The 21,002-nt window shown below is 65.9% G+C and carries 21 protein-coding genes; 2 read left to right on the top strand and 19 right to left on the bottom strand.

The annotated features are described in order from the left end of the window. Positions 1-12 precede the first annotated feature (12 nt). Complete coding sequence (locus NFG58_RS07890; protein ID WP_348827907.1) at positions 13-1,272, top strand: dicarboxylate/amino acid:cation symporter; 1,260 nt, start codon at positions 13-15, stop codon at positions 1,270-1,272. A 191-nt stretch (positions 1,273-1,463) separates the two neighbouring features. Here the strand turns inward: NFG58_RS07890 and NFG58_RS07885 are convergent, their stop codons facing one another. The 15 genes from NFG58_RS07885 to NFG58_RS07815 all read right to left on the bottom strand — a co-directional run bounded on the left by NFG58_RS07885 (position 1,464) and on the right by NFG58_RS07815 (position 15,391). Beyond that, positions 1,464-2,324 (bottom strand): sulfurtransferase, encoded by an 861-nt coding sequence (locus tag NFG58_RS07885; RefSeq protein WP_348827906.1) that lies wholly within the window; start codon positions 2,322-2,324, stop codon positions 1,464-1,466. 113 nt (positions 2,325-2,437) lie between these two features. Continuing rightward, positions 2,438-4,642: an ATP-dependent helicase gene (locus NFG58_RS07880; protein WP_348827905.1), complete on the bottom strand. Its 2,205-nt coding sequence runs from the start codon at positions 4,640-4,642 to the stop codon at positions 2,438-2,440. After that, positions 4,642-5,232: a DUF1285 domain-containing protein gene (locus NFG58_RS07875; RefSeq protein ID WP_045993411.1), complete on the bottom strand. Its 591-nt coding sequence runs from the start codon at positions 5,230-5,232 to the stop codon at positions 4,642-4,644. The genes NFG58_RS07880 and NFG58_RS07875 overlap by 1 nt, the downstream gene beginning before the upstream one ends. 119 nt (positions 5,233-5,351) lie before the next feature. Then, positions 5,352-6,188 (bottom strand): TatD family hydrolase, encoded by an 837-nt coding sequence (locus NFG58_RS07870; protein WP_108132686.1) that lies wholly within the window; start codon positions 6,186-6,188, stop codon positions 5,352-5,354. 106 nt (positions 6,189-6,294) lie between these two features. Further along, complete coding sequence (locus NFG58_RS07865; protein WP_045993433.1) at positions 6,295-7,263, bottom strand: DNA polymerase III subunit delta'; 969 nt, start codon at positions 7,261-7,263, stop codon at positions 6,295-6,297. 23 nt (positions 7,264-7,286) lie between these two features. Beyond that, positions 7,287-7,967: a dTMP kinase gene (gene tmk / locus NFG58_RS07860; protein ID WP_108132684.1), complete on the bottom strand. Its 681-nt coding sequence runs from the start codon at positions 7,965-7,967 to the stop codon at positions 7,287-7,289. Between the two features lie 32 nt (positions 7,968-7,999). Next, positions 8,000-9,004: an endolytic transglycosylase MltG gene (gene mltG / locus NFG58_RS07855; protein WP_108132683.1), complete on the bottom strand. Its 1,005-nt coding sequence runs from the start codon at positions 9,002-9,004 to the stop codon at positions 8,000-8,002. A gap of 106 nt (positions 9,005-9,110) precedes the next feature. Beyond that, the gene (gene pabC / locus NFG58_RS07850) at positions 9,111-9,929 is read right to left on the bottom strand and encodes an aminodeoxychorismate lyase (RefSeq protein WP_348827904.1); all 819 of its coding nucleotides are present in this window, start codon (positions 9,927-9,929) and stop codon (positions 9,111-9,113) included. 3 nt (positions 9,930-9,932) lie between these two features. Continuing rightward, positions 9,933-11,171: a beta-ketoacyl-ACP synthase II gene (fabF, locus tag NFG58_RS07845; RefSeq protein WP_045993406.1), complete on the bottom strand. Its 1,239-nt coding sequence runs from the start codon at positions 11,169-11,171 to the stop codon at positions 9,933-9,935. A 266-nt stretch (positions 11,172-11,437) separates the two neighbouring features. Next, positions 11,438-11,671, bottom strand: a complete 234-nt coding sequence (acpP, locus tag NFG58_RS07840; RefSeq protein ID WP_021820799.1) for an acyl carrier protein — start codon at positions 11,669-11,671, stop codon at positions 11,438-11,440. Positions 11,672-11,792: 121 nt separating this feature from the next. Further along, on the bottom strand, positions 11,793-12,536 hold the full coding sequence (gene fabG / locus NFG58_RS07835) for a 3-oxoacyl-ACP reductase FabG (protein WP_045993432.1): 744 nt from the start codon (positions 12,534-12,536) through the stop codon (positions 11,793-11,795). A 60-nt stretch (positions 12,537-12,596) separates the two neighbouring features. Continuing rightward, on the bottom strand, positions 12,597-13,544 hold the full coding sequence (fabD, locus tag NFG58_RS07830) for an ACP S-malonyltransferase (protein WP_348827903.1): 948 nt from the start codon (positions 13,542-13,544) through the stop codon (positions 12,597-12,599). A gap of 9 nt (positions 13,545-13,553) precedes the next feature. Beyond that, the gene (gene plsX, locus NFG58_RS07825; RefSeq protein WP_083970469.1) at positions 13,554-14,627 is read right to left on the bottom strand and encodes a phosphate acyltransferase PlsX; all 1,074 of its coding nucleotides are present in this window, start codon (positions 14,625-14,627) and stop codon (positions 13,554-13,556) included. 34 nt (positions 14,628-14,661) lie between these two features. Beyond that, positions 14,662-14,832 (bottom strand): 50S ribosomal protein L32, encoded by a 171-nt coding sequence (gene rpmF, locus NFG58_RS07820; RefSeq protein WP_010627954.1) that lies wholly within the window; start codon positions 14,830-14,832, stop codon positions 14,662-14,664. 25 nt (positions 14,833-14,857) lie between these two features. Continuing rightward, the gene (locus NFG58_RS07815; protein ID WP_045993405.1) at positions 14,858-15,391 is read right to left on the bottom strand and encodes a YceD family protein; all 534 of its coding nucleotides are present in this window, start codon (positions 15,389-15,391) and stop codon (positions 14,858-14,860) included. Positions 15,392-15,541: 150 nt separating this feature from the next. Here NFG58_RS07815 and NFG58_RS07810 point away from each other — a divergent pair, with 150 nt between their 5' ends. Next, positions 15,542-16,162 (top strand): nucleoside triphosphate pyrophosphatase, encoded by a 621-nt coding sequence (locus NFG58_RS07810; protein WP_108132680.1) that lies wholly within the window; start codon positions 15,542-15,544, stop codon positions 16,160-16,162. On the opposite strand, the gene sppA is transcribed toward NFG58_RS07810, so the two are convergent. The 4 genes from sppA to NFG58_RS07790 all read right to left on the bottom strand — a co-directional run bounded on the left by sppA (position 16,150) and on the right by NFG58_RS07790 (position 20,585). Beyond that, a complete protein-coding gene (gene sppA, locus NFG58_RS07805; protein ID WP_348827902.1) occupies positions 16,150-17,307 on the bottom strand; it encodes a signal peptide peptidase SppA in 1,158 nt (385 codons plus the stop codon). The two genes, NFG58_RS07810 and sppA, sit on opposite strands and share 13 nt — an antisense overlap. A gap of 68 nt (positions 17,308-17,375) precedes the next feature. Then, positions 17,376-18,020 carry an HAD-IA family hydrolase gene (locus NFG58_RS07800; RefSeq protein ID WP_108447678.1) on the bottom strand — a complete coding sequence of 215 codons (645 nt, stop codon included), beginning with the start codon at positions 18,018-18,020 and terminating at the stop codon, positions 17,376-17,378. Between the two features lie 158 nt (positions 18,021-18,178). Further along, the gene (locus tag NFG58_RS07795; RefSeq protein WP_348827901.1) at positions 18,179-19,405 is read right to left on the bottom strand and encodes a bifunctional alpha/beta hydrolase/OsmC family protein; all 1,227 of its coding nucleotides are present in this window, start codon (positions 19,403-19,405) and stop codon (positions 18,179-18,181) included. 232 nt (positions 19,406-19,637) lie between these two features. Further along, the gene (locus NFG58_RS07790) at positions 19,638-20,585 is read right to left on the bottom strand and encodes an RluA family pseudouridine synthase (RefSeq protein WP_045993400.1); all 948 of its coding nucleotides are present in this window, start codon (positions 20,583-20,585) and stop codon (positions 19,638-19,640) included. Positions 20,586-21,002: the final 417 nt, after the last annotated feature.

Genomic DNA, 21,002 nt, shown 5'->3' with positions numbered 1-21,002 from the left:
CAGGGAGATACCATGGCCCACACCCGTCAAATACTGCTGGCCCTGATCCTCGGGATCCTGGCCGGCGGCGCCGTCAATCTGTTCCTGCCCCAGTGGGCGGGCGTCCTGGATACACAACTGCTGACCCCGCTGGGTCAGGTATTTCTGCGCCTTCTGCAGTTTATCGTGGTGCCTCTGGTGTTCTGCGCTCTGGTACTGAGCTTTACCCAGGTCGATCGCAGCGAAAGCGTCGGGCGCTACGCCGGCAAGCTGCTGGTGCTCTATGTGCTGACCAGCGCGGTGGCCCTGGCCATCGGTATGGGCATGGCCGCCTGGCTGACCCCGGGCCTCGGCGTGGACAGCGCTCAGGCCGCCGGCGTCGAGGCCCGCGACCCGACCCCGCTGGCCCAGTGGCTGGTGGGCCTGGTACCGAAAAACCCCTTCGAGGCGCTGGCCGAGGCCAACCTGCTGCAGATCATCCTGGCCGCCGCCCTGGTCGGCGTGGCCGCCCGCCAGCTACCGGAACAGAGTCGGCCGCTGGTCTCGCTGCTGCAGAGCGGCTACGACGTGACCCTCAAGATCCTGTCGATGGTACTCAAGCTCGCGCCCATCGGTGTATTCGCGCTGATCGCCTCGGTGGTGGCCACCCAGGGGTTCGACCTGCTGTTGAAGCTCGGCCTATACGTGATCGGCCTGCTGGCGGCCATCGGCGCCATGGCGGTGTTCTATCTGGCCCTGCTGGCGATCACAGGTGCCCGGCCCCTGGCCTACCTGCGCCACTTCGGCGAGGCCCTGAGCTTTGCCCTTGGCACCGCCAGCTCCAACGCCACCCTGCCGATCGCCCTCAACAATGCCCGGGCCTACGGTGCACCACACCAGCTCAGCGCCTTCGCCCTGCCCTTCGGGACCGCCCTTAAACGTGACGGCGCCGCCGTGCTCCAGGGCTTCAATGCGCTCTTCGTGGCGCAGCTTTTCGGCGTCGAGGTGACCCTGACCCTGGCCGCCACCATCTTTACCACCGGCCTGCTGGTATCCTTCTCCACCGCTGGCGTGCCGGGCGCTGGCCTGGTGGCCATGAGCACCGTACTGTCGGCTGCAGGGCTGCCGCTGGAGGGCGTCGCCGTGGTCGCCGGCGTGGACCGCTTCACCGATGGCTTCCGCACCTCTCTGAACGTGATGGGCAATACCGCCAACGCCATGCTGCTGAGCCGTCTGGAGGGCCGCCACCATGCCGCCCACCCAGCCGCCCACCCAGACTCTGGCCAGACAGGCGCCAGCGAGGCAGGCCGCTAGACGATGAATCGACAGGGCCCGGCTGCGCAGGAGAGCCAGGCCCCACCTCGACCAGGTACTGATGATTCAGCGCCATGCTGATAGTCCAACGAGCACGGCCCCGTCACCTGATGACGGGGCCGTGCTCGTTGATGGTGTTGACGCTGAAGGACCGCTGTAGGCGCCACAAGGCGGCGCCGTCAGCAGTGGCGTCAGGAAGCGGTGGCGGGGCCGGTCTCGGCCGGGCGTGCGGGATCGCCGCTCCACTCGCTCCAGGAGCCGACATAGAGCCGCGGGGCCGGCAGACCCGCCAGGCGATAGGCGAGAATGTCATGGCAGGCGGTAACGCCGGAGCCGCAGTAGGCAATCACGCCAGGATCCTGCTGCGACTTCTGGGGCAGTTCTCTTGCTAAAGCCTCCGGCGACTTGAAGCGTCCATTGTCGTCGAGATTGAGGCTACAGGGGCGATTGACCGCACCAGGGATATGCCCGGCTCGGGGGTCCATCGGCTCGACCTCGCCGCGATAGCGCTCACCGGCCCGGGCGTCCACCTTCAGCGCCGCAGTCGACGCCATCTCCTCGAGGACGACGAAACGACTGTCGTCGAATTCGGGTGTCCACTGCGACGGCGCAGGAGGCGCACCCTCCCCCACCTCCCAGTCGCCATTGATGCTCTCCCAGGCGGCGAGGCCACCGTCGAGCAGGCGCACCCGCGGGTGGCCGGCCCACTCGCTCAGCATCCACCAGGCCCGCGCCGCCGCCAGCTGGCCGCCGGCATCATCGAGCACCACCACCTCGCGCTCAGGCGCGACGCCCAGTCGCTGAAGGGTCGCGGTGAAGTCGGCGTGGCTCGGCAACGGGTGTCGTCCGCCTGCCCCGGAGCCAGCGTCCCTGGGCCCGGACAGGTCACGGTCCAGATCCAGGTGCAGACTGCCAGGGACATGCGCCTGACGCCACAGCGCCGCCCCGGCCTCGGGGTCGTTTAAGCGCACGCGGCAGTCCAGCACCAGCGGCGGGGTGTCGCCGTCTAGCGCGTGTCGCAGGCTATCGGCGTCGATCAAGGGATGGGTCATGACGAACTCCTTCTCATGTCAGAACACTGTCTGGTGGCGCAAGGCTTTATCGCTTCGGAGCCTTATCGTATCGAAGCGCTTTCGCGCGTCTCGACAAGTGGCCCGCGCCCTGATCAGGCGCTCGACAGCCGCTCGATCGGGGCGCGATGGGCGATCAGGCGGCGCTTGCCGGCACGATCGAAGCGCACCTCGATGACCGGATTGGCGGGGTCGCCTTCCACCAAGGCGACCTCACCGTCACCGAAGACGCCGTGCCGAATGCGCTCACCCACCTGGTAATGGCCATTGCCTGGCGCTCGCTCAAGCGCCTTGATCGGCAGCGGCTGCCCCAGGGCATTCAGATAGCGCCCCACCAGTGCCGGCTCGGCGACGCTCACCTCCTCGGGGTCGGCTCCGTCAGCGCATCGGTACAGCGCCCTGGCCACGGCGCTGGCGTCGCGGCAGGCGCTCTCCTGGATAAAGCGGCTGGGACGATGATCGCCGCCATCGTGGAGGATGACCAGGCGTTCGATGGCCCGGGTGATGGCCACATAGTAGAGCCTGCGCTCTTCCTCGAGACGCTCGGGGGACAGGGGGTTGTCACGACTGTAGTGGGGAAAGTCCTCTTCATTGACCGCCCCCACCATCACCAGCGGCCACTCCAGGCCCTTGGCGCCATGAACCGTATTGATCAACACCCCTTCGTCGCGGTTCTGCACCGGGCGCCGCAGCAGCTCGATGAAGGTGGCGATGTCACCGACCTCCCGAGCCTGCTCGATCAGGACGTCGAGCAGGCGCACGTCCTCCTCGCCCTTGTCGCGGCGGGAGGCGGCGCGCTTGAGCACCTTTTCCGCCTCGACCTCCGCGACCACATGCTCGAGCAGCGCGTCGGCGGACAGATGGGCAAGCTTCGGCAGCTCGCACAGCAGTTGCCAGCGACGCTTGAGGGTGCGCTTCTGGTGCGGCTTCAGTCGCGCCAGCAGCGCGTCGCCCGGCCCTGGCCAGGTCTGGGTGTCGGCCAGGCGCTGCACCAGGCCAGCGAGCACTTCACGTGGTACGAAGCAGGTCGGCTGGGCAAACATCGGCATCAGCGCGCCAGGGTCGCGCAGCTGCTCGGGCGACAGCGACAGCGATAGATAGCCGGCCAGTGCCTCTACCAGCGGCAGGCGAAAGACGAAGCGATCCTCCCGGGCCAGGCGAAAGGGAATGCCTTCGCGCAACAGCGCCAGCTGCATCGGCACCGACAGGGTCCAGCTACGTACCAGCAGACAGGCTTCGTCGAGACGACGGCCGGCTTCCACCCACCGCTTGAGTCCATCGAGGAAGGCACTGGCGCCCCGTGCCACCTTGAGCTCGGTACGCGGATTGGTGGGCGCCGCCAGGCATAGCTGGTCCGGGCGACGCGGGTTGCCGGCGATGGCATGATTGGCGGCCAGCGCCAAGGCGTGACCATGGCGAAAGGTGGTCGACAAGGGGTAGTCGGTGGCGGCACCGAAGATCCGGGTAAAGTTCTCGAGCATGGCCTCCGGGTGGGCGCCGCGCCATTCGTAGATGCACTGGTTGGCGTCACCCACCGCCATCACCGAAGCCTGGTCGCCGGCCAGCACCGCCAACAACCGCTGCTGAGCGGCATTGATGTCCTGATACTCGTCGATGATCACATGGTCGAGGAAGCCCTGAACCCGCTGGCGCAGCGCGGGATCACCTTCGAGTGCCAGCAGCGGTCGATACAGCAGATCCGAATAGGTCATCACGCCGTGATCGGCCAGCAAGGTCTCGAGACACTGGTGGGCGACGACGAAGTGGCGAGTCCCCTCGCCGAGCTCGAGCCGCTCATACAGCAACTGGGGGTCGATCACCTCGGCCTTGACCAGCGAACAGAAGTGAGCGAGTTCCTCGATGCGATCGGGCTCGAGCGCGGCGTCGCGATCCTCGTCGACCTGGGCCAACGCCTCCAGGGTCGCCTGGCGCAGCAGTCGCTCCTGCTGCCAGTCTGCGGTCAGCAGTTCGCGCCGTGGCAGCGCGCCCCAGCGGGTCAGGCTCTGACTCAGGCGATGTCCGAGAGAGTGAAAGGTACGCACCTCCGGCAGTTCCATGCCGGGTTCGGCCATGGCCACCAGACGGCGCTGAAAGTCTTCCCGGGCGGCGCGGTTGAACATCAGCACCATCATGCGCCGGGCGCTGACTCCGTGGGACAGCAGGTGCAGCACCCTGGCCACCAGGGTGGTGGTCTTGCCCGCTCCGGCCACCGCCGCGACCCTGGCGTGGCCTGCCGGGTGGGCGACAACGCAGCGTTGTTCGGGCGTCAGCGCGAGCCGCTCCAATGCAGGTGAAGCCATCAGTGCGCGTCACCCTCCAGGCGTCCCAGCGGCTGCCACACGCCGTCGCTGGTAAGCCCCAGCTCGCCGCGCTCGGTGCACGCTTCGGCCTGCTCGACCAGACGGTAGAAGACGTTACGCCCGAGTCGAGCACTCACGCCATAGGGCAGGCACACCTGGGGCACCTCCTCGCCCGCCGGTGTCGTCGACAGTGATAGTCGATGCTGCTGCCCCAGGGCGATACGCTCGCCGACGTTGGTGGTCAGCCACCAGCGCTTGTCTACGTGGTCTTCTGGCTGGCCTTTTGACTGGCCTTCCAGCCGAGCGTCTGCCTGCTCGGCCTCCAGTACCATAAAGGCGGTGTCCTCGACGCTGATCCGCCACTTTTCGATAGGCGTGACCAGGTAGTGGTGGCCGTCGTCCTCCCGTCGCAGGATGCGCGCAAAAAGGCGCACCAGCTCAGGACGCTGGATCGGACTGCCTTCGTGGATCCAGCGCCCGTCCCGGGCGATCACCAGGTCCATCTCGCCGCTCGGTTCGGGCTGCCAGTCAGACAAGGGCGGACGCTCACCAAGCTCGGCGATGCCGTTCAGGATGTGATCGAGTTGCATGGAGGCTACCTCGTCGAGTTATCGCTCAAGGCCCGGCCAACAGACCGGTGCCCGTGCCGACCGGGGCCATGGGCCCTGTTCACAACAAAGCCTGCTTCGCCCTGGTCCACAACGCCCGCTTAGCCCTGGTCCACAAAGCCCGCGTCGCGAAGGGCCTGCTTGAGGTCCTCCGGGGCGGCAGGCTGGGCCTTGGGAAACAGCCGGTAGAAGTTGGCGGTGGTCTGCATCGCCACCTCTTCCACGCTGATTCCTCGCTCGTCGGCGATGCACTGGGCCACGTCGACCACCCAGGCCGGCTCGTTGGGCTTGCCACGGTGCGGCACCGGCGCCAGATAGGGGCTGTCGGTCTCGATCAGCAGACGATCCAGCGGTACTTTTCTGGCCACCTCGCGCAGCGACTCGGCGGTGCGAAAGGTGACGATCCCCGACAAGGAGATATAAAAGCCCAGGCGCACCGCATCCCGCGCCATCTCGAGGTCCTCGGTGAAGCAGTGAAGTACCCCGCCGACCTCGGGATCGCTGTACTGACGAATCAGCGAGAGCGTGTCCTCCCTCGCTTCCCGGGTATGCACCACGATCGGCAGCGACAGCTCGGTGGCGGCCTGCAGATGGCGAGCGAAACGCTCGTGCTGCACCTCGGCGGGAACGCTGTCGTAATGATAGTCCAGTCCCGATTCACCGATGGCCACGGCGCCATGCTCCTTGGCGCAGGCGACAATCTCGGCAACGCCGGGTTCGTGCTCCACCTGATGCAGCGGATGCACCCCGGCGGAGATCACCACATCGTCGTGGGCCTGGCGAATTGCGGCCAGTTCGGGTACGCCGTCGAGGGTCACGCTGATGGCCAGGAACTGCTGGACGCCGCGCTCGCGGGCGGCGTCCAGGGCCCGCGACAGATCGCCGCCATGGGTATCAGGAGAAAGGCGATCGAGATGGCAGTGGGAATCGACGAACATGAAGATCTCTCGGGGCTTGAATACGGATGTCAGGGACGAATACCGGCGACGATGATCAGAGACGCCAGCGAGCCTCCGGGGAGGACGTCTGGGCACACGACGTCGCTCAGGAACGCAACAGGGCCGCCCAGCGGACCAGCCAGGCCTCGAGCACCAGTTGCGGGTTGGGATTGCCGCCTTCACTGAGCAACCGACGCTGCTCACGGGCGTAGTCGAGCAGGCGGAACCAGTCGCGCACCCGGCCATTTTTCACCGCCTGGCGATAGAGCGGTGCCAGGTCGGGGTTTCTGAGGCCTTCAGGCTCGCCGGAAAGGCCCAGGCGAATCAGATCCTCCAGCCAGGCGATACCGTACCACAGGATGGCATCGATGGCCTGGCGGTCCAGCCGGGCCGCCTCGGCCACCGGTTCGGCGCCACGTACCAGGGCGTCGAAGGTCTCGTGCAGCTGTTGACGCAGCGCCCGCGAGCCCGGCTCGGCCAGCTGTCGCGCTGCCAGCGGCAACCCACCGGCGGCTCGAAACCAGAAGCGTGCTTCGTCCTCGGAACCGAGTTCCTTCGACAGCCAGTCCAGGCAGTCTTCGAGTTCCGGCGGCTTGAGCGTCCACTGCTGGCAGCGCGAACGGATCGTCGGCAGCAGGTGGGACGGCATGTCGGAGACCAGCACGAACAGGGTGTCCTGCCCCGGCTCCTCCAGGCTCTTCAGCAGGGCGTTGGACGCGGCCACGTTCATCGCCTCGGCAGGACGGATCTCGATGACCCGGTGCCCACCCTGCTGAGCGGTCTGGGAGACGAAGCCATTGACCTGACGGATCGGGTCGATGCGAATCATCCGCTTGCCCTCCTCCGGCGCCACCCGAAGCAGGTCAGGATGGTAGCCCGAGGCCAGCATATGGCAACTGTGGCACTCACCGCAGGCGGTCTCGCCTGGGCGGGCACACAGGGCGCGGGCAATCAGTGCCTCGGCCAGGGACTGCTTGCCGAGCCCGCGGGGGCCCGACAGCAGCACGGCATGGGGCAGACGACCGGCGTCCATCAGCCGCACCAGTTCGTGCCAGCGCGGCGCCAGCCAGGGCATCGGCGGCTGGGCGACGCTACTACTCACGTCCATTGCGCCACCCGCTCGTCCAGTACCCGCGTGATCCGCCGCTGCACCTCTTCGAGGCTGGCGTCAGCGTCGATCCTGACCATCCGCTGCGGTGCCTGCTCGGCCCGGGCCAGGTAGGCCAGGCGCACCCGCTCGAAAAAGTCGCGGCGCTCCTGCTCGAAGCGATCCTTGCGCGTGCCGGTGCGGTCCAGACGACCCGCCAGGCGACGCTCCGCCGCGTCCAGCGGCATGTCCAGCAACAGCGTCAGATCCGGCGTCAGTTCTCCCTGGACCAGACGTTCGAGCTGGACGATGCGCTCGAACGGCAGGCCTCGACCGCCACCCTGGTAGGCAAAGGTGGCATCGGTGAAGCGGTCGCTGACCACCCAGGCGCCGCGCTCCAGGGCCGGGCGAATGCGCTGAGCAAGATGCTGGGCCCGTGCCGCGAACACCAGCAGCAGCTCGGCGTCACTGTCCAGCGGCTCGTCGCTGGACGCCAGCAGCAGTTCGCGAATGGCCTCGGCCCGAGGCGTCCCGCCGGGCTCGCGGGTCTGTACCACCTCGATGCCACGCGCCTCGAGGGCGTCGACCACGAAGGCCAGGTTGGTGGACTTGCCGACGCCTTCTCCGCCCTCCAGGGTAATGAAGCGCCCGCGCGCGCCGGAGGTGGGCTCGGCCGGTTGTGTCTGCGTCATGGATACCACTCCTGGTTCGGGAGACGTCCGCGTCAACGGCGCCGAATATAACGATTGACGGCGTTATTGTGCTCACGCAGCGTGCGGGAGAAGTGGTGGGTGCCATCTCCCTTGGCGACGAAGTACAGGGTGTCGCCCTCCTGCGGGTCGACGGCGGCCTCCAGTGCAGCCCGCCCCGGCAATGCGATCGGGGTCGGCGGCAGGCCATCGATCACGTAGGTGTTGTAGGGGGTGGCTTCGCGCAGGTCGGCCCGAGTGATATTGCCCTCGAAGCGATCGCCCATGCCGTAGATCACCGTTGGATCGGTCTGCAGCCGCATGCCACGCTCCAGGCGGCGCTTGAACACCCCGGCAATCTGACGCCGCTCTTCGGGGGCGCCGGTCTCACGCTCGATCAGCGAGGCCATGATCAGCGCCTCATACGGCGTATCGATGGGCAGATCCTCGGCGCGATCGGCCCACACTTCCTCAAGCAGGGCTTCCATGCTCTGATTGGCCTGGCGCAGAATCTCCAGATCCTCCACCCCCTTGTGGTAGGTGTAGGTATCGGGGAAGAAGCGTCCTTCCGGATGCTCGCCCTCGTGCCCCAGCGCCGTCATGATCTCGTCGTCGCTCATCTCGGCACTGGCGTGGGCCAGCTTCTCGGCCTCGGCCAGGGCCGCACGCATCTGCTGGAAGGTCCAGCCTTCGGGAATGGTCACGCTGTAGGTGACCACCTCGGCGCTGGCGAGCTTATCGAGTACCTGCATGCCACTCATGCCTGGCTCCAGCGAGTACTCGCCGACCTTCAGCGACGGCACACGATCAGGCTCCACTCGCGTCAACAGCTTGAAGGCCCAGGCGTCGGCCAGCACACCCTGGGCCTCGAGATCATCCACCACCCGATTGAAACCGGCCCCGGGCGGCACCTCGTAGAGCATCGGTTCATCGAGGGTGATCGGGGCCTGCAGACGCGTCTGCCAATAGTGATAAGCGCCGTAGCCGCCAATAGCGGCAATGACGACAAGAGTGAGCAAGACCTTGAGCGCGGTGCGCATGGAAGTTCCTTAGTCTGGTCGCGCCGGCGCACGGCGCTTGTCTGAAGCGGTCAGAATAGTACGGCAAAGCGGATGCAGGCACCCCGGCTGGAAGCGCCCGGGTGACTCAGTCGGCCCCGGCATACCCCAGCAGGCGGTGGGCTCGGTGCTGAAAGGCGCGATGGACATCATTCAGCTCCCAGCCATGCTGGGGCTGCCCTTCGCTGTCGTCGAGTCGCGCGACGGGCCACACGCCCTGGACGCTGTTGCCAAGCCATACAGCCTCGCAGGACGAAAGCTCGTCGGCCAGCAACGGCGCCTCCACCACCGCGCCCTGTTCCAGCAAGGCGGCTCGCAGGGTACCTGCCACGCCACACTGATCCAGCGGCGGGGTCGATACCTGTTCGGCGCCCCGGGCGAGAAAGAACACGTTCATGGCGGTGGCTTCGACAAGCTGGCCTCGATCATCCTCGAGAAGCCCCTCGGCGATAGCGGGGCCCCGCCACTCGGATCGTGCCAGCACGTTCTCGAGACGGGCCAGATGCTTGATCCCGGCCAGCACGGGCTGGCGTGCCAGGCGCAGGCGGCAGCGACGCACCCTGACCCCGGCTGCCCAACGCTGTTGATCGGGTGCGAAGCTCGACCATATCGCCTCAAGCCTGGGGTCTGAGGACGCCGGCGGCGCGTAGCCCCGTCCACCGCTGCCCCGGGTGTAGACCAGCTTGAGCACACCAAGCCCCGGCCCCGCGCCAGCGAGGGCGGATGCCAGGGCCTCTGTACGGGGCGGGGGCAGGTCGAGCACCCGGCAGCCCTTCAGCAGTCGTGCCAGGTGCTCAGACCACAACAGCGGCGTGCCGTCGCGCACCAGCACCGTCTCGAACAGGCCATCGCCGTAGGCCAGCCCCCGATCACTCAGGGGCAATGTCGGCTCGGACGGCCTATTCATCCATCAGGCCTTCTTGAACACCAGGGTGCCATTGGTGCCGCCGAAGCCGAAGGAGTTGGACAGGGTCACGTCGACCTTGGCATCGCGGGCGGTATGCGGCACGTAGTCGAGCACGCACCCTTCCTGGGGATTGTCCAGGTTGATGGTGGGCGGCAGCGCCTGATCACGAATCGCCAGGATGCTGAAGACCGCCTCCACCGCACCGGCGGCGCCGAGCAGGTGGCCGATCATCGACTTGGTGGAGCTGACCGCGACGCTTTGGGCGGCGCTGCCCATGACCTTCTCCACCGCGCGGCTCTCGGCCAGGTCGCCGGCGGCGGTCGAGGTGCCGTGGGCGTTGATGTAATCGATCTCGCTGGCGTCGATGCCGGCGTCCTTGATCGCGTTGGCCATGGAGGCCGCCGCGCCGCGACCGTCTTCCGGCGGCAGGGTCATGTGGTAGGCATCATCGCTCATGCCGAAACCGATCAGCTCGGCGTAGATGGTCGCCCCACGTGCCTTGGCGTGTTCGTACTCTTCCAGCACCACCACGCCGGCGCCGTCGGACAGCACGAAGCCGTCGCGATCCTTGTCCCAGGGGCGGCTGGCCGCCTGGGGATCGTCATTGCGGGTGGACAGCGCCCGCGCGGCGGAGAAGCCGCCCAGCCCCAGCGGTGTGGTCGCCATCTCGGCACCGCCACAGACCATCACGTCGGCGTCGCCGTATGCGATGGTACGGGCGCTGTAGCCGATATTGTGGGTGCCGGTGGTGCAGGCGGTGGTGATGGCGATATTGGGACCACGGAAGCCGTGCTGAATCGCCAGATTGCCCGAGATCATGTTGATGATGGAGCCGGGCACGAAGAACGGCGAGATACGCCGGGCGCCGCTCTTGTTGAGTGCGTTGTGGTTGTGCTCGATCATCGGCAGCCCACCGATCCCCGAGCCGATGGCCACGCCGATGCGATCGGCATTTTCCTCGGTGCACTCGATACCGGCGTCCTCGATGGCCTGAGCCCCCGCGGCGATACCGTACTGGATGAACAGGTCCATCTTCCTGGCATCCTTGGGGTTCAGGTAGGGGCTGATATCAAAATCCTTCACCGAACCGCCGAAGCGCGTGTTGAAGCCGCTGACATCGAAGTGCTCGATGGGCGCCACACCGCTCTTGCCGGCCAGGATGCTGTCCCAGCTTTCCTTGACGGTGTTGCCCACCGGTGTGACCAGGCCGAGGCCCGTCACCACTACCCTTCTACGAGACATCAGCTTTCCTCCAGACATCCAAAAAGTTACGGCCCAACTGTGGAGGACCGTCGGTTGCGCGCATTATACCCGAGACACAGGCCGCTGTGCTCCCCCCGGCGCCGAGGCTTTACCGGGAACGCTGGCACAGGACCCTGCCTTCGAGGCCTGGACACGCAAAAGCCGCCCTGGCGAACCAGGACGGCTTCCGCGGGGATTGCATCCCCGCCTTTCAGCAAGCGGCCATCGCCGCCACCGGCAGACTGACTCGGAACACCGAGCCGGTCTTACTGGTTGGCGTTGACGTAGTCGATCGCTTCCTGAACGGTGGTAATCTTCTCGGCTTCTTCATCAGGAATTTCGGTATCGAATTCCTCTTCCAGCGCCATCACCAGCTCAACGGTGTCCAGGGAATCAGCGCCCAGGTCCTCGGTGAAGGAAGAGGAGTTCTGAATATCTTCTTCCTTGACGTTCAGGCGCTCTGCCACAACTTTCTTCACGCGCTCTTCGATGGTGCTCATTTAGACATACTCCAGTCGTTCACGTTAGCCGTTCTGATGACCAGCTGGTTAATTCCGCAAGTAAACTGCGGGGTAGTTTATAGACCCCTTCGGGTCGACGCAACACACGCAGGAAGCGCATTCAGCGCATGTTCATCCCGCCATTGACGTGCAGGGTTTCGCCAGTGATATAGGCTGCGCTATCGCTGGTCAAGAACCCGACCGCCGCGGCGATTTCCTCGGGCTGCCCCAGACGCGCCAGAGGCACCTGCCCCTTGAGCATCGTCTGCTGATCCTCGGACAGCGCCTGGGTCATGTCGGTGGCAATAAAGCCAGGCGCCACGGCGTTGACGGTGATGGCACGGGAGGCCACCTCGCGCGCCAGCGCCCGGGTGAAGCCTTCCATGCCCGCCTTGGCGGCAGCATAGTTGCTTTGGCCGGCGTTGCCCATGGTGGCGACCACCGAACTGACGGATACGATACGGCCCCAACGGGCCTTGCTCATGCCACGCAGGCACGCCTTGCTGAGGCGAAAGACCGACTTGAGGTTGGCGTCGAGCACACCATCCCACTCATCTTCCTTCATTCGCATCAGCAGATTGTCACGGGTGATACCGGCATTGTTGACCAGGATGGTCGGCGCACCAAACTCGTCATTGATCGACTTCAGCAGTGCTTCGACGCTGGTCGGATCGGTGACATCTAGGCGGCGCCCTGCGCCCTGAAACCCCTGCTCCTTGAGGTCCGCATCGATGCGGTCGGCACCGGCATCGGTGGTGGCGGTGCCGATCACGATGCGACCCTGCCGCCCCAGCTCGTGGGCGATGGCACGGCCGATACCGCGGCTGGCCCCGGTAATCAGGGCGACTCTAGGCTCGGTTGTCATGGTCACTTCCATTGCTTCGTCGTTGTCGCCCGGCACAGCGCCGGGCCAGGAGGCTTTCGATCAGTTGATCTCGCGAGCCAGCTCAAGGGCTGCACTGAGACTGTCGGGATCATTCACCGCCAGTCCGCGACTGCCCCGGGCAATACGCTTGTTGAGGCCGGTGAGGACCTTGCCGGGCCCGCACTCGATGAACACCTCGGCACCGCCGTCGACCATCTTCTCGACGCAGGAGACCCAACGCACCGGCTGGTAGAGCTGCTCGATCAGGCGAGTGCGCAGGGTGGCCACATCGGCATGGGCCTGGGCATCGACGTTCTGCACCACGGTATAGCGCGGCGCCTTGAGCTCGATATCACCAAGCGCCTGCTCCAGCCGCTCGGCGGCCGGCCGCATCAGGTCACAGTGGGAAGGCACCGATACCGGCAACGGCATCGCGCGCTTGGCCCCGGCCTCCTGACAGGCGGCGATGGCACGATCCACGGCGGCCTTGCTGCCGGCGATCACCACCTGCCCGGGAGCATTGTAGTTGACAGCAGAGACCACGTCCCCGTCGGCCGCCTTGGCGCAGGCCTGCTCGACGTCCGCGTCGTCCAGACCGAGAATCGCTGCCATGGCGCCCTGCCCGGCCGGCACGGCCTGCTGCATGGCTTCGCCGCGCAGGCGAACCAGACGAACCCCTTCCGCAAAGGAAAGCGCGCCGGCGCACACCATGGCGCTGTATTCGCCGAGACTATGGCCGGCCATGGCACCGGGGCGCGGGCCCTCGAGTTCCTGCCACACGCGCCAGATCGCCACGCTGGAGGCCAACAGTGCCGGCTGGGTGCAGGCGGTGGCATTGAGCGCCTCCGCAGGACCTTCCTGGACCACCTGCCACAGGTCGTAACCCAGCGCCTCCGAGGCCTCCTCGAAGGTCGTCCTCACCACGCTGTAGCGTTCGGCCAGATCGCGCAGCATGCCGACCTGTTGCGACCCCTGCCCAGGGAAGATAAGGGCAAGCGGTTGAGTCATCTTGATCACCTATAGCTCTTGTTGGCCATCATCCATATCCACACTGCCCCCTGACAAGGGACCGGAAGATGGACGACGATGGTCGAGCTCGGCCTCCAGCCGGCTCGGCAAGTCACGGCTGACCTCCTGGGAGGCGCGCTTCAGGGCGTAGTAAAAACCCTGAGCGTCACAGCTGCCATGACTCTTTATCACAATACCCGCCAGCCCCAGCAGGCTGGCGCCGTTGTAGCGAACCGGATCCAGTTCACTCTTCAATCGTCTGAGCGCTGGACGGGCCAGCATCCCCACCAGCCGACTCCCCCAGTGCGCCTCGAAGGTCGCCTGGACGCGACCGACCAGCATCTTGGCCAGGCCCTCGCTGGCCTTGAGCAGCACATTGCCGACAAAGCCGTCACAGACCACGACGTCCGCCTGACCGGCAAACACGCCATCGCCCTCGATAAAGCCAAGATAGTCGATCCCGGCCACCTGGCGCAGTGCCGCATCGGCCTGCTGTACCGCCAAGGAGCCTTTGGTCGACTCCACCCCAACGTTGAGCAGGGCAATCCGCGGAGCCGCCAGACCGTCGACGTGGCGCGCCATGATATCGCCCATCAGGGCGAAGTCCACCAGGCGCTCCGCCGACACATCCACATTGGCACCCAGATCAAGCAAATAGCAGCGTCCGTCGCCTCGCGTCGGAATCGCGGTACTGATGGCCGGGCGCGGCACGCCCGGAACCATGCCAAGGGCGCGGCGCGACAGCGCCATCAAGGCGCCAGTATTGCCGGAACTGACGCCGACATCGGCCTCACCCGCCGCCACACAGTCAAGCATGCGAGCCATGCTTGAAGCATGACCTCGGCGCAGCGCCTGAGAGGCGCGCATATCGGCGGGGATGATATCGGGTGCGTCACACAGGTGCAGATGCGACGCCGCCGCGGCCAGAGGCCGCGGCAGGCGTGAAATCTCGTCATCCAGCAGGCCCGCAGGGCCAAACAGCTGAATGTCGAGCTGCGGGTCCTCGATGACTGCCCTGGCCGCCCCCGCCACGGTGGCGCGGGGACCCTTGTCCCCGCCCATGGCATCTACGGCAATCCGCATCCCGGCGGCCAGGCGCTATCGAGGCGTCGTCAACTTATACGTCGACGACCTTGCGACCGCGATAGAAACCGTCCGGGGAGACGTGGTGACGCAGGTGAGTGGTGCCGGTCTCCTTGTCCTGGGACAGGGTCGGTGCACTCAGGGCGTCGTGGCTACGACGCATGCCGCGCTTGGAACGGGTCTTACGGTTCTGCTGAACTGCCATGGGAAATCACTCCACAAAAAATCGATCAGGTATCGGTGTTGCCCTTGAGGCGCTTGAGCACGTCAAAGGGACTGCCAGAGGGCGCTTCCGAGACTTCGGCATCCGCCCCGCTGCTCAGCTGGTCGCGCGAGACAGGACACTCTGACTCGTCGTGGTAGACCACCTGGGGCAGACTGAGGATAAGCTCATCCTCGACCACGCCCAGCAGGTCCAGCTGTTCATTCTCCACCAGCACCGGTTCATGGGTGCTCGGCAGATCGGCGGCCAGGTCGTCACTGCTGACGAGCCCGAGCAGGAAGTCGCTCGTGACATGTTGGGCCATGGGCTCGAGGCAGCGGCGACACGGCAGCTGCAGATCGGCCTCCAGGCGCCCCCGGATCACCCGACGCCCCTGAGCGTCGATGGCGAATTCCAGCCAGGCGCTGGCATCGCCCTGTTGAGCGCCGACCTCTTCGGTCAGGCGGCTCATGTCGGCCAGCGCCACCAGGCCTTCGAGGTGTTCGGCTTGGGCGGCGAGCTTGTAGGGCTCGACCCGGCCGGGCAATCGTGAGGTCAACATAGGCGCGCAATGATAGGCACTCGTTCCGCCCCTGTCAAAGCCCTGTGCTCAATAGGTTACCATGTCCCGGGATCCGCTCGAACCCGACGAGCACAACCTGCCCATAGCGGGCCTCCCCGACACGACTCCACACATTGCAAGGAAGGACGCATGACCCCACTGGTGCTTGCCTCCAGCTCACCCTGGCGCCGCGAACTGCTTGAACGGCTGGGCCTGCCCTTCTCCTGGGCGAGCCCGGACATCGACGAGACCCGCGGCACGGACGAGACGCCCACATCATTGGTGCAGCGGCTGTCGCTGACCAAGGCCGAAGCGCTGGCCGACGCCTACTCGCGCCACCTGATCATCGGCTCCGACCAGGTAGCCCTGTTCGACGACCAGATCCTGGGCAAGCCCCACACCCAGGAGCGCGCCTGCGCACAACTGCGAGCCTTCTCGGGGCAACGGGTGCGTTTTGTCACCGGACTGGCGCTGCTCGACACCGCCGAGCATCGCCATTGGGTCGGCTACCAGCACTATGACGTGGTCTTTCGCCGTCTCACCGACACCGAGATCAGCACCTACGTCGCCCGCGAGCAGCCGCTTCAGTGCGCTGGCAGCTTTCGCATGGAGGGTCTCGGCATCACCCTGTTCGAGCGCCTGGAGGGTGACGACCCGAACAGTCTGATCGGCCTCCCTCTGATTCTGCTGTGCCGGTGGCTGCGCGAGGCTGGCGCCGACCCCCTGGCGGCATCCGCCACCGATGTCGCGAACGGCGATCAGGGCAACTGATAACGCACCGGCGATGACGCCTGCGGCAGCCCCATCCACTGGGCCACGCCCACACCGAAGCGCCGAGCCAGGCGGTCGAAGGGGTCCTGGGATGGGGTGTAGTCCTTGATTCGTGGCTGGTCGAGCCATTCATGGGCCTCTTCGTCCAGGGTACCCAGGCGATCCACCAGGCCCAGCTCCAGCGCCTGCTCTCCGGTCCAGATCAGGCCGCTGAAGATCCGGGGATCATCGGCCAGACGATCACCGCGCCCTGCCTTGACCGCATCGATGAACTGCTGATGGGTCGTATCCAGCACCTCTTGCCAGAACGCCTGCTGTTCGGGACGCATCTCGGAGAAGGGATCGAGAAAGGCCTTGTTGTCGCCTGCGGTGAAGACGCGCCGCTCCACACCCAGGTCATCGATGGCCCCCTCCAGCCCGAAGCCGGCGTAGATGACGCCGATAGAGCCGACCAGACTGGACGGCGCAGCGACAATCTCGTCCGCCGCAGACGCCATGTAATAGGCGCCGCTGGCCCCCAGGTCCTCGACCACCGCGACGATCGGCTTGTCGCCGCGCTCGCGCAGGGCCATCACCGCCTTGTAGACCCGCTGGGACTGCACCGGACTGCCGCCCGGACTGTTGATATGCAATACCACCGCGGCGCTGCTGGGCGACTCCCAGGCGGCTTCGATACCTTCGATCAGGCGCTCGGCATTGGCCGGCGACTCGCTATCGATCACACCGTCGACCTTGACCACCCCAAGATGCCTGGCCTGCTCTCGCTCATCGCCAGGCACCATCAGCAGTGCAAAGCCCACCAGCGCCGCCACTCCCAGCAGCAGCGCCAGCCAGGCGAAACGAAAGAACAGCTTCCAGCGCCGACTGCGCCGCTGCTCGACCAGTACGCTCTGGATCCAGCGGTCCATGCTCTCGATCTGGGCAAGGCGCTGGCGCTCCCGCAATACTTCGGCGCTGTCGCCGGACGATTCAGCCGGCCCGCTGCCGCCGGGTTCAGCCGGCCCGCTGCCGCCGTGCTCAGCCGGCCCGCTGCCGCCGGACGATTCAGCCGGCCCGCTGCCGCCGGCTGCCGTAGCCGCTCCCTTAGCGCTGGAAGACGACATCTCCCCCTGGGTCCAGGGGTCATCCTTGGGGGTATCCGACATCCCACCACTCCTTGCAAGCCTGGCGACAACCAGGAATAAAAAACGATTTGCCAGACGATCGACGCGATTCAGCCAGCCAGGTGATCCAGCACCTGATCGAAGCGATCCGCCACCAGCAGCGGCTCACTGCGCGACAGCCGCTGCACATCGTGCACACCATACGAGACAGCGATGCGCGGCATGCCGATGGCACGCGCCATTTCCATATCGTACTCGGTATCGCCGATCATGACGGCGCGGGAGGCGTCGACGCCGCACTCTTCGAGCAGCTCGACCAGCATCAGGGGATCCGGCTTCGAACGCGTCTCGTCGGCGGTGCGACTGGCACGAAAGAAGCGACCGGTGTCGCTCTGGCGGAAGATACGATCGAGCCCGCGACGGCTCTTGCCGGTGGCCACGGCCAGCGCCGAGGTCGAGGATAGCGAGGCCAGACCCGCCTCGACGCCGGGATAGAAGGTGACCGGGGTGGCATCACCCTCGACGAAGTGCCAGGCATAGCGTGCCTTCAAACGCTCGGCCTGCTCCGGCTGGATACCCGGACACAGTGTGGCGATGGCTTCCGGCAGGCCGAGACCGATGATATCGCGAATCTCGCCCTCCCCCAGCTCGCCCCACTCGGCCTCGCGGCCAGCCGCCTGCATGCAGGATACGATCCGGGCGATGGAATCCATCAGGGTGCCATCCCAGTCAAAGATGGTCAGGTCATAGCGCAAGAGACAACTCCTCGAGAGACGACGGCGTCCACGCCATCGCCCATGGATAAATGCCTCTTCCCCGATGATGGGTCACTCAAGCACGCAGACCTGCTCAGCGCAGCCCCAGAGAACCAGACGCCACGACTAGCAGTGACAGCGGCATGCGCCCGCCAGGGCTAGTCGGCCAGCCGAGTCACCACCCTGGCCTTGCCCTCCAGCGTCAGATGCACCGGACACAGGTCAGCGATGGCCAAAAGCTTGTCGCGGGCCTCCTGGTCGAGATCCCCCGTCAGGAAAAGGACACGTTCGAAGTGGTCGATTTTGCCACTGGTCGCCTCGCACTCGCCACAATCCTTGGCGTGAATCTTGTCATGGGAGACGTCCACGGTGACATCATCGAGCGGAAGCTTCTTGCGCCTGGCGTAGCTGCGCACGGTCATCGCCGTGCAGGAGCCGAGCGCCGCCGCCAGCAACTGGTACGGCGTAAAACCGAGATTGGTCCCACCGTAGGAAAGCGGCTCGTCGGCCAGCAGGTGGTGCGCACCCGCGACCACGTCCTGACGAAAGCCTGCAGAATCGGCTTCGGATACTCGGGTGACGCCTTCAGGCGCTCCCGCGGGGGGCTTCGGCGCTTCCAGGCCCAGATAGCGCGACGCCCAGCCGACGATGACCTCGGCGGCGTACTCGGCGTCCTGGGGCCGGGTCAGCAGATGATCGGCGTCATCCAGCGAAACAAAGCTTCTGGGATGACGGGCGGCGGTGAAGATGGCCGAGGCGTTTTCGATCTCCACCGTTTCGTCGTTGGGCGCGTGCAGCACCAGCAGCGGACGCCCCAGGTTCTCGATGCGCTCGTGCTGACGCTGACTCTGGAGATCCTCGATAAAGGCCTTGCGGATGGTAAAGGGACGGCCTGCCAGGACCAGCTCAGCCTCCCCTTCGCGTTCGATGACGTCGAGGTTCGAGCCGAAATTGTGCACCACATGAGCCGGGTCGTAAGGCGCCCCGACGGTGGCCACCGCCTTGACCCCGGGCAGTCGCTCGGCGGCGGCGATCACCGCCGCACCGCCCAGCGAATGACCGACCAGCAGAGACGGTGACAGCCCACGCCCCTCGAGATGCTTGGCGGCGGCCACCAGGTCATCCACGTTGGAGCTGAAATGGGTATTGGCGAACTCACCCTCGGAATGACCAAGACCGGTGAAATCAAAGCGCAATACCGCCACGCCCCGCGACACCAGTCGTGCTGCGATACGCTTGGCGGCGAGGATATCCTTGGTACAGGTAAAGCAATGGGCGAAGATCGCCACCGCCTGGGGCTCACCCACCTCCGGCCGGTCGAACCTCGCCACCAGCTGGTTGCCGTCGTGACCGGGAAACTGTTCTCTTTCGCTGATGACACGCATGACCGTCCTACCCTCCGAAGACTCATGGGCGCATCGCCGGCACAAACCGCCGATGCCTTACCTGAATCCTTGGCCGAGGACGATCGTTTGGCAACCTGGCTCGCCTGCCCGGCGCGGGCTCACCACGTCCGCCAGACACAGCGTTTCACCCACACTTGCTCATTTAGCGCACTGTAATTTCAGTCTTTCTTGCCACAAGGCCGGCACCAGGCAAGGCCGCAGGCGACGTCTTTCACTGTCGCCGCCGAGCCTTGTCGAGCACAGTTTCCAGGGCATCGTCGAGGGGAGCGCGAATCTGCACCGGCCGCTGACTGGTCGGCTCGGGGAAGGTCAGCGAGGCAGCATGCAGAAACAGGCGATCCAGCCCCAGTTCGCGACCGAGGCGAGCGCCCTCTCGGGTACCGTACTTGTCGTCGCCCAACAGCACGTGTCCGGCGTGGGCAGCGTGGACGCGAATCTGATGGGTACGCCCGGTGATCGGCTCCGCCTCCACCAGGGTTGCACCGGCAAAGGTCTCACGCACACCAAAGCGGGTCCGAGCCACCTTGCCCTGCGGATCGACCCTGACTCGACGCTCGCCGTTGCCGGCATCGTAGCGATCCAGGCGGGCACTGACGAAATCCCGACGGGCTGGCCAGCGGCCTGCCACCAGCGCCAGATACTGCTTGTTCATCTTGTGCTGCTTGAGCGACTGATTCAGCGCAAGCAGCGCCGGCCGGGACTTGGCCAGCAGCAGACACCCTGAAGTATCCCGATCCAGCCGATGCACCAGCTCCAGGAAGTCCAGGTCCTCGCGCACCTGCCGCAGCGCCTCGATCAGTCCGATCTTGACACCACTGCCGCCGTGCACCGCCAGTCCCGACGGCTTGTTCAAGACCATCCAGTCAGGCCCTTCCAGCAGCACGCTGCCGGCCAGCAGATTACGCAGATTATCGCTGACCTCGCGCACTGCCTCCTGCGGTGCCAGCTTGAGCGGGGGAATACGCACCAGATCGCCAAGCGCCAGACGGGTATCCGCCTTTACCCGCTTCTTGTTCACGCGCACCTCACCCTTGCGCACGATGCGATACACCAGCGAACGGGGGGCGCCCTTGAGGCGACTCATCAGAAAATTGTCGACGCGCTGGCCGACCTGGCCTTCGGTCACTTCCACCCACTGCACTTCACGCCCTTCGGCCACGCTGTCACCCCACTCGAAACCCGCAATAAAGCGCCATTCTAGCGCAGCTTGTCGCCAATTGCTGACCCCTGGCATTGCTGTTATATTGCTTGTTCGCTCCCCGGGTCCGATTGACCCCTGCAAGCGCCTGCACGACTAGACACGCAGGCCCGAGCGAAACGTGACTGACACAGCGTTTGCCACAGAGGCCGCGACGACCCACAGAGGTCCCGCCGCCGATGTCAAGTGACAACACCGAGCCCGGCGCGCCCCACCCCAGCTGGATACCTTTCCGAAGGGGTGGGCCGTCGCCGGGAGACGTACAACACCGTGCCGGAGGCCGGCAGCGGTGAATCGATGAATGCCAGGTGTTGGCGGTGACGGCAGGACCGGATGGGCAAGGCCCCACCGAGACACGTCCTCCCTCCGCCCCGTACT

The organism is Halomonas sp. RT37 (assembly GCF_040070525.1).
Classification (GTDB): Bacteria; Pseudomonadota; Gammaproteobacteria; order Pseudomonadales; family Halomonadaceae; genus Halomonas; species Halomonas litopenaei.
The sequence above is the reverse complement of the archived record's forward strand: the minus strand, read 5'-3'. Positions and strand labels throughout refer to the sequence as shown.

Bases quoted from the DNA above. Each gene is read 5' to 3' on its own strand.
- fabF (WP_045993406.1), bottom strand. From the start codon at position 11,171: ATGTCTCGTAGAAGGGTAGTGGTGACGGGCCTCGGCCTGGTCACACCG.
- fabD (WP_348827903.1), bottom strand. From the start codon at position 13,544: ATGACTCAACCGCTTGCCCTTATCTTCCCTGGGCAGGGGTCGCAACAG.
- NFG58_RS07890 (WP_348827907.1), top strand. From the start codon at position 13: ATGGCCCACACCCGTCAAATACTGCTGGCCCTGATCCTCGGGATCCTG.
- fabG (WP_045993432.1), bottom strand. From the start codon at position 12,536: ATGACAACCGAGCCTAGAGTCGCCCTGATTACCGGGGCCAGCCGCGGT.
- acpP (WP_021820799.1), bottom strand. From the start codon at position 11,671: ATGAGCACCATCGAAGAGCGCGTGAAGAAAGTTGTGGCAGAGCGCCTG.
- NFG58_RS07880 (WP_348827905.1), bottom strand. From the start codon at position 4,642: ATGGCTTCACCTGCATTGGAGCGGCTCGCGCTGACGCCCGAACAACGC.
- pabC (WP_348827904.1), bottom strand. From the start codon at position 9,929: ATGAATAGGCCGTCCGAGCCGACATTGCCCCTGAGTGATCGGGGGCTG.
- rpmF (WP_010627954.1), bottom strand. From the start codon at position 14,832: ATGGCAGTTCAGCAGAACCGTAAGACCCGTTCCAAGCGCGGCATGCGT.
- NFG58_RS07885 (WP_348827906.1), bottom strand. From the start codon at position 2,324: ATGACCCATCCCTTGATCGACGCCGATAGCCTGCGACACGCGCTAGAC.
- NFG58_RS07865 (WP_045993433.1), bottom strand. From the start codon at position 7,263: ATGCCCTGGCTGGCGCCGCGCTGGCACGAACTGGTGCGGCTGATGGAC.
- NFG58_RS07810 (WP_108132680.1), top strand. From the start codon at position 15,542: ATGACCCCACTGGTGCTTGCCTCCAGCTCACCCTGGCGCCGCGAACTG.
- mltG (WP_108132683.1), bottom strand. From the start codon at position 9,004: ATGCGCACCGCGCTCAAGGTCTTGCTCACTCTTGTCGTCATTGCCGCT.
- tmk (WP_108132684.1), bottom strand. From the start codon at position 7,967: ATGACGCAGACACAACCGGCCGAGCCCACCTCCGGCGCGCGCGGGCGC.
- NFG58_RS07870 (WP_108132686.1), bottom strand. From the start codon at position 6,188: ATGTTCGTCGATTCCCACTGCCATCTCGATCGCCTTTCTCCTGATACC.
- NFG58_RS07795 (WP_348827901.1), bottom strand. From the start codon at position 19,405: ATGCGTGTCATCAGCGAAAGAGAACAGTTTCCCGGTCACGACGGCAAC.
- NFG58_RS07875 (WP_045993411.1), bottom strand. From the start codon at position 5,232: ATGCAACTCGATCACATCCTGAACGGCATCGCCGAGCTTGGTGAGCGT.
- sppA (WP_348827902.1), bottom strand. From the start codon at position 17,307: ATGTCGGATACCCCCAAGGATGACCCCTGGACCCAGGGGGAGATGTCG.
- NFG58_RS07815 (WP_045993405.1), bottom strand. From the start codon at position 15,391: ATGTTGACCTCACGATTGCCCGGCCGGGTCGAGCCCTACAAGCTCGCC.
- plsX (WP_083970469.1), bottom strand. From the start codon at position 14,627: ATGCGGATTGCCGTAGATGCCATGGGCGGGGACAAGGGTCCCCGCGCC.